Origin of the sequence: Halothece sp. PCC 7418, assembly GCF_000317635.1 — a bacterium.
Taxonomy (GTDB): Bacteria; Cyanobacteriota; Cyanobacteriia; order Cyanobacteriales; family Rubidibacteraceae; genus Halothece.
In genome coordinates this window covers 4,030,297-4,045,119 of sequence record NC_019779.1, presented here as the reverse complement: position 1 = coordinate 4,045,119, position 14,823 = coordinate 4,030,297, and the positions used below count along the sequence as shown (strand labels likewise).

The following is a 14,823-nucleotide window of genomic DNA, read 5'->3' as shown; positions in this document are numbered from 1 at the left end:
ATTTGAGGGGAAGTTTACGGTTTAGGAGGGAGGAATCTTCTGTTACTGAATCTGTATTGTAGGAGTGGTTAAACTCATTGTATATGGTGAATTTGTGCTCGATGAGGCGCAGCATCTGTCTTCTGACGATCGCGCTGATTTTCTGCACGGTATCAATTAATCGTCTATGAGACAAAACGCTCAAAAATTTAAGAACTTGCAAAAACGATTTAAGAAAGTCCCTTTAGGATTTGTCCAACTGTGGAATATGAGTTTCGGGTTCTTCGGAATTCAATTTGGTTGGACGTTGCAAATGGCAAATACCAGCGCCATTTATGAATATTTAGGAGCAAATCCCGAACAAATCCCAATTTTATGGCTAGCAGCGCCCATGAGTGGACTGATTGCCCAACCGATTATCGGTTATATGAGTGACCGCACTTGGACAAGATTGGGACGGCGACGACCCTATTTTTTATTTGGCGCAATTCTGAGCTCGATCGCGCTCATTTTAATGCCTAACTCCTCCAGTCTCTGGATGGCAGCAGGGGCGTTATGGATGCTCGATACCTCCGTTAACATCAGTATGGAGCCGTTTCGAGCGTTTGTTTCCGATTTAGTGCCCAAAGACCAGCGCACCTTAGGATTTGGGATGCAAGCGTTTTTCATTGGCTTAGGGGCGGTTGTGGCTTCTGTCTGTCCGTGGATTCTCAATCATTGGTTTAACTTTAATCAAATCACCACCCCAGCTGGAGAGATTCCCCTGACTGTGAAAGTGTCCTACTATGTGGGGGCTGCGGTGTTTTTAGGGACAGTGTTGTGGACGGTTTTCACCACCAAAGAGTATCCCCCTCAAGATTTAGACAAGCTGCAACAACGCCAAAATAACACGGGTGGCGCGATCGGGCTCATGAAAGGCATTTATGAAAAAGTGCGCACCATGCCCAATATCATGAAACAATTGGCTTGGGTGCAATTTTTTACTTGGTTAGGCATTTTCTGTGTCTTTCTCTACTTCCCGCCAGCAGTGGGACACGAAATTTTTGGCGCGACCAAGGAAAGTTCTCCCCTTTATACAGAAGGCATTGAATGGGCAGGACTGTGTATTGCTTTATATAACGTCGTCTGTTTTATCTACTCTCTGTTTCTCGCCCGCATTGCAGCAGCAACCAGCCGTAAAGCCACCCATTCCTTTAGCCTCCTTTGTGGGGGACTCGGTTTAGTGTCTCTCTTGTTTGTGGATAATCAATATTTACTCTTACTCCCCATGGCGTGTTTTGGTTTAGCCTGGGCAAGTGCTTTAACCATGCCCTATTCGATGCTATCGGATGTTCTACCCATGAAAGACACGGGCATCTATATGGGAATCTTTAACGCTTTTATTGTTATTCCTCAAATTATTGCAGCCCTTGGTTTAGGCTGGGTCATGGAAAATCTTTTAGGAAATAACCGAATTTTTGCCTTAGTCGTGGGTGGCGTTTCTATGGTGCTGGCTGCTGTGTTAGTGCAGTGGGTGAGAGATGCAAGCCAAGAACAACAAACCGTTGGCAAAACAACGAAACCTCAACTAGCAGCAGAAGAAAAGGCAAGTTAATTGCTGGTGGCGGGGTCGATATGCCAAAAGTCTCCTTGATGTGGAGAATGAAAAATATAATGGTTAACTTTATTTTGCAATCATGCCCTCACCCCGTCTCCTCCTTTTAATTTTAAGTATCAGTGTCGTCTTGGCACTGATGATCTGGTTGGTGAGTGCAATTTACCAACTGTATATCCAAATTGCTTTTACCGCGCCGATTCTTGCTAACTTATTACTGCTAATTTTAATGGCAGTGATTACGCTTCTGATTGGCGGTGTTATTTACTACATTCAGGGTGGATTTAATTTACAAGGGAAAAAGAAGAAAAAACCGCGCCCTCGTGTCAAAGCCCCCGCAGAAAAAAACGAAGCTGCCCAAGCGAACTTACAAGCTGTGCGCCAACAAGTGCAACAAATTCAAGATGAAGTGGCACAGCAAGCCCTTTTAGAAAAATCCGAAGCCTTAGCAGCCAATTTTGATCGTCAAGCGTTTCAAGTAGTGGTTTTTGGAACTGTCTCTGCGGGAAAAACCTCATTGGTGAACGCCCTCATGGGTCGTGTCGTGGGAGAAGTCAGTGCGCCCATGGGAACCACTCAAGCAGGAGAAAACTACAGCTTGCAATTATCAGGCATTGAACAGCAGATTTTAGTCACAGATACCCCAGGCATTCTCGAAGCCGGGGTGATGGGAACGGAACGAGAACAGTTAGCCCGAGAACTGGCAACCGAAGCGGATTTGTTGCTGTTTGTGGTCGATAATGATTTGCGTCAGTCTGAGTATGATCCCTTGTCGGTTTTAGCGGAAATTGGCAAACGATCGCTGCTGATTTTTAATAAAACCGATCTTTATACGGAAGAAGATCAAGAAATTATTTTAGACAAGCTGCGATCGCGCACTCAAGACTATATTTCTCCTCATGATGTCATTCGAGTTGCTGCTAACCCCACTCCCTTTCACACTGACCATGGCGACACCGTACAGCCAGAACCAGATATTATGCCCTTAATCAAACGTCTTGCTGCGGTACTCCGTGCGGAAGGGGCTGATCTGATTGCTGATAATATCCTTCTGCAATCGCAACGTCTGGGAGAAGAAGCCCGTCGCCTCATCGATCAACAACGCCGTCGTCAAGCGGATAAAGTGATTGAACGCTATCAATGGGTGGGAGCGGGTGTGATTGCGGTTACGCCCTTACCCGTGGTGGATATGTTGGGAACTGCTGCGGTGAACGCCCAAATGGTGGTGGAAATTGGGAAAATTTATGGGTGTGACATTAACTACGATCGCGGTCGCGAACTCGCCCTTTCTCTGGGGAGAACACTGGTCAGTTTAGGAGTGGTGAAAGGGGTGGTGCAAATGGTTTCCACCGCCTTACAAATGACTGTTGCAGCTTATGTGGTCGGGAAAGCGATCCAAGGAGTCAGTGCAGCGTATTTAACCCGCATTGCAGGGAAAAGTTTTATTGAATATTTCCGTCAAGACCAAGATTGGGGAGATGGGGGAATGACGGAAGTGGTCAAACGTCAATTCCAATTGAATCGCCGAGATGAGTTTGTCAAATCCTTTTTAGGAGAAGCAATCGAAAAAGTAGTACAACCGTTAATGGCGGAAGAAGAGGAAAATGAATCTGAATATGAAGATCACGATCTCAGTACGTCTTCTAATTCTGCTGATCCTTCTTATGGAGATGACTGGCAGCAACCGCCACAGCGCAACTTAGAGAAATGGTAAGATCAAACCTTACAACGATTCAGTCAGAAAGCCATCGGTTTCAAACCGATGGACGGGGCTTACAAGCATCGTCACCCTCGTTCCGACGACAGCCCCTCATGAATGACAAGGGAGGACTTTAGTCCTCTGTGTCTGCTAGAATAGAACAAGCCCAAAGATGGTGAAAAACCCGTCAGGCTTATTAAAAAAAGTAGAGATACAGCTAGACTTTCGTTTAGCCAAGGTCTGTATGACATCTTTGAACGTGTCATCCTCACCTTCGCTCCGGCTTCGGGAGACTCCTTTCTAACACTCGATTTGTGATTTTAATCCATTGAGTGGTTTCGATTGGAATCCACGCGATTTGAATTGACAGATCATGCGCCACTACACACTGACTGCACCAGCAAAAATTAATCTTCATCTGGAAATTATCGGCGATCGCGCGGATGGTTATCACGAACTGGTCATGATTTTACAGGGAATCGGCTTAGAAGATCGCATTCATCTTTACGCGGGTAGCACTCAAGCCATTCATCTCCATTGTGAACACCCAGACGTTCCTCTCGGCTCTGATAATATTGCTTACAAAGCAGCACAGTTGATGTGCCAAGAGTATCCCCAAACCTACGCCCGGTATGGGGGAGTTGACATTAGCATTGAAAAAAATATTCCTGTTGCTGCGGGGTTAGCTGGGGGATCAACAGATGCAGCAGCAGTTCTGGTGGGCCTTAATTTATTATGGAAGTTAGGCTTAACCCAACCTGAATTACAGACCTTAGCCAGTAAACTGGGATCAGATATTCCCTTTTGCTTAGAAGGCGGAACTGCACTGGCTTTAGGGCGCGGGGAAGAAATTAGTGCTTTAGACGATTTACAAGAGGCAAAGCTCATTCTCGCCAAACATCGCAACTTATATGTTTCTACCGCTTGGGCGTATCAAACCTATCGTCAACAGTTTGAAGAAAGTTATGTTCAGCAGCCAGAGGAGGTCGAAGCGGGACGAAAACAAGCCCATTCTGCGAACTTAGTCAGCGCGATCGCGGAACAAGATTATCCGAAAATTGGACAACTCCTCTATAACGATTTAGAAAAAGTCGTTTTCCCTGCTTATCCCCAAGTGGAAGCCTTAAAAACCGCCTTTCAGGAAGAAAATGACGTTCTTGGGGCGATGATGTCTGGGAGTGGCCCCACAGTCTTTGCACTCTGTCCAGCCACAGCAGCAACAGAAGAGATTGTCGAAGCCGTGAAGTCAAAACTGAATGATTCCACCATTGATTTTTGGACTACAGAATTAAGTAGTCATGGGATACAAGTCAATTGACGGGTATTGGGTTTTGGGCAAAACAGCGCAGCGATTTCGCGATCGCGCAGGAGAATCATCAAGCCGTTCTTAGTTGGTTGTGCTTTGTGATCTGCGGAAAAGGGATCGTTCAATTCTCTTGCACCTTTTCCAAGAATCAAGAGCCTTAAAACCTGATTCGGTAAAGGTTTCAGCTGGATTCAGCAACCCCTAATCTAGCCACGATAACTGGCCTGACCAAAGCCTAAAACGGGATAAAAAATAAAGGGTAAGAATAAGAGTCCGAGACCATATCCCACTCCTTTTCCAAACTTCCCAGCAATATCAAACGGAATCACGATAAAGATCAGATTGACGATCGGGATAAAGAGTAAAATTAGCCACCAGCCAGGCCTACCAGCAATTTTTAAGGTGACATAAACATTATAAAAAGGGATGAGAATTGCCCAACCGGGTCGCCCCGCTTTGACAAAAACCATCCAATTCCCAGCGATGGCGACAATGAAAATAATTAGTTGAACAATTAACTGTAATAGGGCAATCAGGTCATCCATGTCATTTAACTCCTCACAAAAATGAGATCCAGAATCCATTTTAAGTAACGACATGGCAATCGTATTTCAGATCAGGACGACCGTGTTTCTATAGCAATTTTTCGTTACGTTTTCACCATTAATAACTAAATAATCAAGGAAACTATTATTGTCCTAATTAAAGGCGATCTCTTGATCGGATTGGATTAGTGATCGCCTCTTCAATTACCTTTAACTTTACAAAACTTATTACTACCATTGAACTCAGAAAGAAAGCGTCAAGAATTCATAGACAATAGAGATTGCAGTTAATCTTAAGGGACAATTTCTGTGGTCACTCTTTGTTCTTGATCCCCTTGAACCACAATATTTTCTTCACTCAAAATCCCGCTTGCTTGTTCTCCTTTCGTGGTTAGAGGGGGGTCACTTTGTTGATAAATAACATTCCCTTCTGCTTCCATTTCTTGGGTGGGAAGATTCCAGCTGAGGCGGTTGGCAAAAAGGGTGGCTTGATTCGATTCACTAACTCCTTTTACCCCGCCTTCAAATTGAGCAATTTCACTGTCTAGGTTAATTTCTCCTTGATTACCCGTCAGCGTGATTTGATCTTCAGTTTGTACCACTTGCATCGGTTGGCTACTGCGAATCACTTTATTTTCTACATTCCAAGTAATGCTATTACTCGCAGCTTGCAGAGGGGGATCGCTGGACTTAAATTCCACATTATCTTCAAGAAGAACCATTTTTTCCCCTAACTTCACCTCCCCTGAGTTAGCAGTCACGCGATCGCTGATGGTTTCCGTTTCGGGATCATAACGATCCACTTGTAAAGGCTGTTCACTCTTGACGATTTCTTGAGGAATCAACCAGTTGACTTGTTCCCCTTGCACTTGCAACGGGGGATCATCAGAAAGCCCTTCCACATTGCCAATTAAAGCTAATTCCTCTCGATTGGTGTAATATTTCCCCTCATCAGCAGTGACATTAAAGCGGGGATGCTGACCGTTTAACGGTTGGGGAATCGTTAATAAGCGATCTTCTGGCGACCATTCCACTTTTTCTGTATTTAAGGTTGTCCCATTGCGGGGATCAGTCGCAACTACCTCCCCTTGTAAACTAATCCGCGTCCCATCATCAATAATTTTCCCTTGCTTGGCTTGTATTTTCAGGAAAACCTCTCCCTCTTCATACAATTCCCCTGTCACTTCTTCGAGTTCTGCATTTTGATTATCTTGACGATAAACCACCCGTTTCACCTCTAGTTTCCAGAGGGTATTTCCATCGGAATCAACTTGATTTAACGTGGCATTTTCTAAAATCAATCGTTCTTCAATGGTTTCTTCTTCTGTGGTTGCATCGGATTCGGAATCCGTGACTTGCTGATTATTCCGACAAGCAGACAGATTAAAAAAAACACCCCGATTAAAACCCAAGCTGTTGTTTTTCGCAACAAAAACGGGAGAGAAATCAGGGTGAGTAAACTGTTATGCACCAGAAGTGTCTTCATCAAAAATGAGAGTGGGTAACGGGCGATAAGGGGGATGAGAAGAGTTAGGACCATGAGACTTTGGGTCTTTTTGGATATCTTCTTGAATTTGATCCAAGTCGATATAGCGGTCAGCAACGTTAATTAGCGTATCACTGGTCATCGACCGTAAACTAACCACTTCTACTCTTGCCCCCCGATAGCTTACCGCATCAACCGCATAGGCTAAATCGCCATCACCACTGACTAAAATTGCTGTGTCATACGCGCCCACTAAAGACATCATATCAACGGCAATTTCCACATCTAAATTGGCTTTTTTAGACCCGTCTGGAAGTTGAACTAAATCTTTGGCAATCACGCGATAACCATTGCGACGCATCCAGAGTAAAAAGCCCTGTTGTTTTTCATTGGTGCTATCCACACCCGTATAAAAAAAGGAACGTAATAAACGAGAACCAGAGGTCAGGCAAGATAATAATTTTGTGTAATCTATTTCTATGCCTAGCTGTAAAGCTGCATAAAATAAGTTAGATCCATCAATAAAAATCGCAACCCGACCACGATTCTCTAATATCTGCTTCGGTGTGAAAACCGGATCGTGATCAAAGTTTTCCAGCATTTTTTTATCCTCATTTTTTATTGAATTAAGCTGATTTATGAAAAAAGCGGATTTATAAAAAAGGTGATTTACATCTACCTTACCCAAAATAGTAAGGAGATTTGAGTTTATAACGGATTTTCTTCAGGAAGTTCTAACCGTAAAAATACGGGCTTAGCTTCCCCAAGGGCTTGCAGTGGGGGCAATATTCCCCAAGATTGATGAGTTTTAAAAAATGTTTCTTGATTAAAACAAGACGGTTGATTAAAGTCGATGGTAAATCCCAGTTGCTGATAAATTTCGGTACTCAGCGTTGGTGTAATGGGAGAGAGGAGATACGCGCTTAAACGAATGGATTCGAGAATACTATACAGGACTATTTCCACTTGGGTTTGTTCCCCTTGTTTATACAAACTCCAGGGGGCTTGTTCATCAATGTATTTGTTGCTGGTGCTGACTAAATTGATGATTGCTTTGCAGGCTTGGCTAAAACTGAGGTTATGATAAGCCTCGGTGACGCGATCATTAAGATCAACTCCAATGGCTTTTAAGGGATTATCGGCGGGGATGTCTTTTGCTTTGACATTGGGGACTTGATTTCCGCAATATTTCTTCGCCATTTTCAGCGTCCGATTGAGTAAGTTTCCGAAATCATTGGCGAGATCAGCATTTAAAACATTGACAAACCGAGTTTCGTTGAAGTCTCCATCTTGTCCAAATTCAATTTCTCGGAGAAAATAATAACGAACGGCATCTGCGCCATAGCGATCGAGCAGCGCGATCGGATCAAGGGTATTACCGAGACTTTTGCCCATTTTCTGTCCGTCTTTGGTTAAAAAGCCATGTCCAAACACTTTTTTCGGCGGTGTTACTCCCGCAGACATCAACATCGCGGGCCAATAAACCGCATGGAAGCGCAAGATATCTTTTCCGATGAGATGGAGATTCATGGGCCACCACCGAGACAGGGCGTTTTCTAATGTGGGATCTTGTTCGGGATCAACAAGGGCGGTAACATACCCCAGCAAAGCATCAAACCAAACATAAATGGTGTGTTTGGGATCGGGGGGGACTTCAATTCCCCAATCGAGATTAACCCGAGAAATGGAAAAGTCTTGCAATCCTTGTTTGACAAAGTTCAGGACTTCCTTACGACGGCTGCTGGGCTGAATGAAGTCGGGATGATTTTCATAGAGACTTTCCAGTTTGCTTTGGTATTTGGAAAGACGGAAAAAATAGTTTTCTTCATCCCGCCATTCGGCTTTTTTGTTGATGTGAATGGGACAATATCCGTCGTTAACCAGTTCTCTTTCTTCTTTAAACTCTTCACAAGAAACGCAGTACCATCCTTGTTTTTGGGCGAGATAAATATCATCATTCTCCCAAACCCGTTGGAAAAATTCCTTGACAATCGCTTCATGTCGTTCGGCTGTGGTACGACTAAAGCGGTCATATTGGATGTTTAGTTTCTGCCACAAGTTGTCGAAACTGGCTGCAACTTTATCGCATTGTTCTTGAGGAGAGAGTCCTTTTTCTTCGGCGGTACGTTGGATTTTTTGCCCGTGTTCATCTGTGCCTGTAATGAATAAGACTTCTTTTCCTTGTAGGCGTTGAAACCGCGCGATCGCGTCCGCAGCCATAGTGGTATAAGCACTACCGATATGCGGAACGTCATTAACGTAGTACAGGGGGGTGGTTAAAGAAAAGGTATTATTTGATTTTTGTTCTGTCATAAAATTAAATTATTTGTTTATCATTCACTCCGTTGGATAATTAAGTCAGTATTAAGTGAAATTTGAACTTATTAAAGGTGTTTTTTTGAGAGTTCTTGGTGAGATTTTAACTCGGATTTCAGAATTTTTTTATTTCTTGATTTCCAATATTGATCCCACTTATCAAGTTTATAACTTTGTCTTATGATTATTTGATTTAATAATCAAATCAAATGAAATTATAGCGAAAAAGGTGAATTAATAGCTCTACCTTAAGAGATGTTAGAGATCGCGTCAATCTCAAAAACTTGTAAAAATAATTAAAGAATTCGCTAAAATGGAAACGAAACGTTAAGATTTATTAAGTTATGGTTGCTTATTCCAAGGAAGGTCATGGTTTCTAATCGACCGCTTACTCTCTCTCAGGGATTACTACAAGCCTTGGGAACACAAGTTTTTGTTTATTTTGAAAACCGCATTCCTCGGGATGCTGCGGTCGTGGTGGTGAGCAACCATCGCAGTTTTATGGATCCCATGATGCTGATGGTGGGATTGGGACACCCTTTACGCACGGCTTGTCATCACTATATGGGAGAAGTGCCACTGTTACGGCAGGTGGTAGAATCATTAGGTTGTTTCCCCTTAGCCACACAGTCGGAACGAGGGACGACGTTTGTTCGTCAAGGGAAAGACTTTTTAAGTGCCAACAATTGGTTAGCGGTGTTTCCAGAGGGCGCAGAACCAATGGTGAACTTAACGACTCCCACTGAAATGTGCAGATTTCAACCAGGGTTTGCTCATCTCCTATTACGGGCAAATATTTCTAATTTAGCGGTTTTGCCTGTCGCGATCGCGTCTCAAGAAGAAGAAGTGAGCGCAACTGTCCCCCTTAAAATATTACATTGGTTTGACCCTTCCGAAGCACTGTTTGATCAGTGGACTTTACATCCAATGGTCATTTACAAACGGGCGAATCTCCTCGTGGGTCGTCCTTATTGGATCACCCCGCAACGCCAAGCTCAATATCAAGGGAAACAAACCAAGAAAGGTATTGTCGAGATTACCCGCTATTGTCAAAGCGAAATTAAACAGTTATTACAAATTGGATGTTGTTAAGTTAAGACTGATTATGAGCCATCACCCCTATTTTTTAACCCCAAAACCCTTTCATCCTCACTCTCCACTGTTTGTCTTTTTACCAGGTATGGATGGAACAGGGGAACTCTTACACACCCAAACGGATACCTTAGATCAATGTTTCGATCTCCGTTCTCTTGCGATTCCCCAATCGAATTTTAGCGACTGGGACGAGTTGACAAACTCAGTCCTTGATTTAATCACGAAAGAACAGAGGCAAAAACCAGAGAAAACAACGTATTTGTGTGGGGAATCGTTTGGCGGTTGCTTGGCGTTGAAAGTGTTAGAGAAAGCCCCAGAGTTATTTCATCGCGTGATTTTAGTGAACCCTGCTTCTTCGTTTCGTCAACGCCCTTATTTGGCTTGGGGAGCAGTGGGAACAGGGTTTATGCCCGAACCGATTTATCGCTCCTCCACTGTCCTGATTTTACCCTTTTTAGCGGCCATGGGACGGATTGCCCCGCGCGATCGGCGTGCGCTTCTCAATGCGATGAAATCTGTCCCCCCGCAAACGGTGCGCTGGCGATTATCGCTGTTAGATGAGTTTGCAGTGGATCCCCAAAGCCTTCAACAAACTCTAGCCCCTGTTTTATTACTCGCAGCAGCTTCAGATCGAATTTTACCCTCTGTAGAAGAAGCGGAACAACTAGCCGAGCATTTTCCTCAGTCGCAAGTGGTCGTTTTACCCGATAGCGGACATACTTGTTTATTAGAAACAGACAATCGGTTATGTGATATTCTCCAAGAAGCAGATTTTTTAGAAGAACGAGCCCGTGAACAACTTTTTGCTGCTTCTTAGCTATTTTTTTGCGAAAATGAGATTAGTTTAATAAAAATTAATATAGCCTTTCTTAGTCTGTTGAGGTACAAAGCGAGTCGATGGATGTTCATGGTTCATGGTTCATGGTTCATGGTTCATGGTTCGTGGTGCTTCGCGCGGGCTACGCCCTACATAGTTCGTGGTTCATTGATTAACAACCAACAAATAACAAAGAACAAATAACGAAGAACAAAGAACAAAAATTTAGAATGTACCTCAAGAAGCGTGAAAACTGCTATAGCTAAATTAAGAAAATTAAAAGGAGAATCAGGAAAAATGGTGCAGGTGCAACCCTCACTACGAGTCCCAAAAGATTATATTGATCCCGATGGCGGATGGAATGTTAATGTCTGGATGTTCCTCACGGCGTGGAGTTTATTTATTCTATCTCATTGCGGTTACTGGCTGTGGAGTTGGCCCGGTTGGTTTTGTTTTCCCGTGAATGTTCTCTGTTTACACTTAGCAGGGACAGTAATACATGATGCGTCTCATCGGGCGGGACATCGCAATCTTGTCATTAATACAATTTTAGGGCATGGTACAGCTTTGATGTTGGGGTTTGTGTTTCCTGTGTTTACCCGTGTTCATTTACAACACCACGCTCATGTCAATGATCCCAAAAACGATCCTGATCATTTTGTTTCGACGGGGGGTCCCCTATTCTTGATTCCCGCAAGGTTTTTCTATCATGAAGTATTCTTTTTTAAGCGTCGCTTGTGGAAAAACTACGAACTGCTAGAGTGGTTTGTCAGTCGTTCGATTGTTGGGTTTATTGTTTATTTATCCTTTCAATATGGTTTTTTTGAATATCTGGTGAATTATTGGTTTTCTGCTGCGTTAGTAGTCGGTTGGACACTGGGCTTATTTTTTGATTATCTTCCTCATCGCCCCTTTCAAGAGCGCGATCGTTGGAAAAATGCAAGAGTCTATCCTAGTAAAATTTTGAATTTACTGATTTGTGGGCAAAATTATCATTTAGTGCATCATCTTTGGCCCTCGATTCCTTGGTATAAGTATCAACCCGCTTATTATCAGATGAAGCCTCTGTTAGATCACAAGGGCGCTTACCAGTCGTTAGGATTGTTAGCAGGGAAGAAAGATTTCTTGGGCTTTATTTACGATATCTTTCTGGGGATTCGCTTTCATAAGCAGTGATCAGTGACCAGTGACGAATCAGGATTAGCTTTTGGGTTCAGCGCGATCGCCATTGGGCAATTTTGAGTTGTTTTATAATGACGCTGAGTTTAATAATGAATCAAAGAACGAATGACTAATGACTAATGACTAATGACTAATTATCGCTCTCTGTTATCTGATTTAATTCAAACCTATCGCGATCGCGCTGATTTTATTCTGATTCGCCTCGAAGAATCCGACAGCACTGATCTTCTCCTGCGAGGAAACAAAATTGAAACTCTCAGTGAAGAAGTTGCAGTTGGCGGACAAGTGCGAGTTTGCTATAAAGGCGGTTGGGGGTTTGCTAGTTTTAATCGCCTCAGCACCCTAAAAGATCGCCTAGAAGACGCGATCGCAGCAGCAAGATTAGTGGGAACTCAAAAGACGACATTAGCTCCTGTCCCGACTATAGAAGGGGTTTACAGGCTACCGTTACCCGCAGGTGACCCGCGAGAGATTCCCTTAGCTGATAAAAAAGCCCTGTGTGAGCATTACAATCAGCTTTTGCAGGGTTATGATGCGCGGATTACGACAACCAGTGTCAGTTATAGCGATATTACTCAGCGTGTCACGATTGCAACTTCTGAAGGGACGTTAGTCGAACAAAGTTGGGCGGATTTAGAAGCCAGATTCAGCGCGATCGCGCGAGAAGGAGAAATGGTGCAAACAGGGCGAGAAACCACAGGATCGCGTCGTGGATGGCAAGATTTACTCAACTTAGACCAGCAAGTCATCACCGCAGCAGAAAGAGCAGTTAACGCTCTCAGCCTTCCCACCGTCACTGGCGACACTTACACCGTTGTCATTGATCCCATTCTCAGTGGCTTATTTGTCCATGAAGCCTTTGGTCATCTCTCGGAAGCGGATATGACCTACGAAAACCCCGACTTATTAGATGTCATGACCATGGGACGACAGTTTGGCCCCCGCAACCTGCAAATTTTTGATGGTGCAGCCCCACCCGGACACCGAGGGAGTTACCAAGTGGATGATGAGGGAACGCCTGCTGAAACCACCCAACTGATCCAAGATGGGGTTTTAGTGGGACGACTCCATTCTAGAGAAACCGCAGGGAAGTTAGGGGAACGTCCCACAGGAAATGCGCGTTGTTTAGACTATCAATATCCCCCTCTTGTCCGCATGACCAACACTTGGATCGAACAGGGAGAAACGCCTGTCGAAGACTTATTTCAAGATATTCCCCTGGGAGTCTATGCCAAAAACTGGCTGGGGGGAATGACCAACGGCGAAATGTTTACTTTCTCTGCAGGAGAAGCCTGGATGATTCGTGATGGGAAACTAGCTGAACCTGTCCGCGATGTCACCCTGTCTGGGAATGTTTTCAAAACCCTTGCCAATATTGAAGCCATTGGCAATGATTTCTATTGGGATGAATCTGGCGGTTGCGGGAAAGGTGGACAAAGTGGTTTACCCGTCGGCTGTGGTGGCCCCAGTCTGCGGATCAAAGATGTTGTTGTGGGTGGAGACAGCGAAAACGAAAGTTAAGCCAGATCAGTTTTAATGACTTCGGTAATGGTGTCAATGTTCGCAGTTGTCAATTCTGGCCAAATCGGAAGACTAAGAACTTCTTGCGTTAACCGTTCACTCACAGGAAGTTTTTCATATCGACCTTCATAAACGGGTAATTGATCTTGAGAAACGGGATAATAAATCATGGTTGCAATTCCAGCGTCCCTCAAACGATCTCTTAACTGGTCTCGTTTTCCTCCTAAAATTCTTACCGTATATTGATGGAAAACATGACCTTTTTTGAGGGTTGGTGTAATGAGATTTTCGACAGCACTTAAGCGCTCATTATACTCTTGCGCCACTCGTCTGCGCTGTTCATTCCATTGGTCAATATACTTTAATTTCACCCTGAGAATCGCAGCTTGTAGCGCATCTAAACGGGAATTATATCCAAACATTTCATTATGATATTTTTTGCGTTCTCCATGAACTCGCAACATTCGCGCTGACTCGGCGAGTTGGTCATCATCGGTAGCGATTAACCCACCGTCACCATAAGCCCCAAGATTCTTCGTGGGAAAAAAGGAAAACGCTCCCATATCACCGATGCTACCTGTGAATTTTCCTTGTTGACTCAAACGCATGGTTTCCGAACATTCTTGTTGACAAGTGACGCAATCGGCTTCATACTTCGCGCCAAATGATTGAGCGCAGTCTTCTACTATTTTTAAGTTATAAGTTTTTGCAATTTCTACAATTTGCGCGATCGCTGCGGGATTTCCGTATAAGTGAACTGGTAAAATAGCTTGAGTTTGCGGAGTAATTTTCTGAATAATTTTCCGAGGATTAATATTAAAGGTATCTGCTTCTACATCGACGAAAATTGGAATTGCGCCCACTTGACTAACCGCTTCTGCTGTGGCAAAAAAACTAAAAGGAGTCGTAATTACTTCATCCCCTTTGCCAATTCCTAAACTGCGTAAACTAATGATTAGGGCATCGGTTCCAGAATTAACACCGATCGCGTGTTTAACGCCTAAATAATTGGCAACCGCTTGCTCAAATTGAGCCACTTCTTCCCCTAAAATAAAGCGACCCGACTCCAGCACTCGATTCATTGCTTCTTGAATTTCGGTTTGAATGCTTTGATATTGAGTGGTTAAATCTAAAATGGGAATTATGATGTCATTCATTCTGTACTTTGTTCCTGATGGATTGGTGCTCATTACAATGACTTTTCATCTCTAGTCATCCTTATTTTACCTTACTATTATTAATCTTTTTTATCTCCTCTCAAATCCGAGCCTAAAAACACAACT

12 protein-coding genes are annotated in these 14,823 nt (G+C 43.7%); 7 read left to right on the top strand and 5 right to left on the bottom strand.

The features are described from left to right. The first annotated feature begins 166 nt into the window (after window positions 1-166). The 3 genes from PCC7418_RS18555 (at window position 167) to ispE (ending at window position 4,590) form a co-directional block, all read left to right on the top strand. Entirely contained in the window at window positions 167-1,573 is a 1,407-nt protein-coding gene (locus tag PCC7418_RS18555; protein ID WP_015227722.1) for an MFS transporter, read from the top strand. A gap of 82 nt (window positions 1,574-1,655) precedes the next feature. Next, complete coding sequence (locus PCC7418_RS18550) at window positions 1,656-3,287, top strand: YcjF family protein (RefSeq protein ID WP_015227721.1); 1,632 nt, start codon at window positions 1,656-1,658, stop codon at window positions 3,285-3,287. Between the two features lie 358 nt (window positions 3,288-3,645). After that, window positions 3,646-4,590, top strand: a complete 945-nt coding sequence (ispE, locus tag PCC7418_RS18545; RefSeq protein ID WP_015227720.1) for a 4-(cytidine 5'-diphospho)-2-C-methyl-D-erythritol kinase — start codon at window positions 3,646-3,648, stop codon at window positions 4,588-4,590. 194 nt (window positions 4,591-4,784) lie between these two features. Here ispE and PCC7418_RS18540 read toward each other — a convergent pair whose 3' ends face one another. The 4 genes from PCC7418_RS18540 to metG all read right to left on the bottom strand — a co-directional run bounded on the left by PCC7418_RS18540 (window position 4,785) and on the right by metG (window position 8,922). Continuing rightward, window positions 4,785-5,177, bottom strand: coding sequence for a DUF5684 domain-containing protein (locus PCC7418_RS18540; protein ID WP_216086656.1), 393 nt, complete (start codon window positions 5,175-5,177; stop codon window positions 4,785-4,787). Window positions 5,178-5,416: 239 nt separating this feature from the next. Then, window positions 5,417-6,535 (bottom strand): LPS export ABC transporter periplasmic protein LptC, encoded by a 1,119-nt coding sequence (lptC, locus tag PCC7418_RS18535; protein ID WP_015227718.1) that lies wholly within the window; start codon window positions 6,533-6,535, stop codon window positions 5,417-5,419. A 51-nt stretch (window positions 6,536-6,586) separates the two neighbouring features. Next, window positions 6,587-7,210, bottom strand: a complete 624-nt coding sequence (locus tag PCC7418_RS18530) for an NYN domain-containing protein (RefSeq protein WP_015227717.1) — start codon at window positions 7,208-7,210, stop codon at window positions 6,587-6,589. Window positions 7,211-7,317: 107 nt separating this feature from the next. After that, window positions 7,318-8,922, bottom strand: coding sequence for a methionine--tRNA ligase (gene metG, locus PCC7418_RS18525; RefSeq protein ID WP_015227716.1), 1,605 nt, complete (start codon window positions 8,920-8,922; stop codon window positions 7,318-7,320). A gap of 372 nt (window positions 8,923-9,294) precedes the next feature. Between metG and PCC7418_RS18520 the strand changes: the two genes are divergently transcribed. The 4 genes from PCC7418_RS18520 to PCC7418_RS18505 all read left to right on the top strand — a co-directional run bounded on the left by PCC7418_RS18520 (window position 9,295) and on the right by PCC7418_RS18505 (window position 13,540). Further along, on the top strand, window positions 9,295-10,017 hold the full coding sequence (locus PCC7418_RS18520; protein ID WP_015227715.1) for a 1-acyl-sn-glycerol-3-phosphate acyltransferase: 723 nt from the start codon (window positions 9,295-9,297) through the stop codon (window positions 10,015-10,017). Window positions 10,018-10,030: 13 nt separating this feature from the next. Next, entirely contained in the window at window positions 10,031-10,837 is an 807-nt protein-coding gene (locus tag PCC7418_RS18515) for an alpha/beta fold hydrolase (protein ID WP_015227714.1), read from the top strand. Between the two features lie 297 nt (window positions 10,838-11,134). After that, window positions 11,135-12,013, top strand: a complete 879-nt coding sequence (gene crtR, locus PCC7418_RS18510; protein WP_015227713.1) for a beta-carotene hydroxylase — start codon at window positions 11,135-11,137, stop codon at window positions 12,011-12,013. 132 nt (window positions 12,014-12,145) lie between these two features. Next, a complete protein-coding gene (locus tag PCC7418_RS18505) occupies window positions 12,146-13,540 on the top strand; it encodes a TldD/PmbA family protein (protein WP_015227712.1) in 1,395 nt (464 codons plus the stop codon). Here the strand turns inward: PCC7418_RS18505 and PCC7418_RS18500 are convergent. After that, a complete protein-coding gene (locus tag PCC7418_RS18500; RefSeq protein WP_015227711.1) occupies window positions 13,537-14,697 on the bottom strand; it encodes a DegT/DnrJ/EryC1/StrS aminotransferase family protein in 1,161 nt (386 codons plus the stop codon). The genes PCC7418_RS18505 and PCC7418_RS18500 overlap by 4 nt on opposite strands. Between the last annotated feature and the right edge of the window lie 126 nt (window positions 14,698-14,823).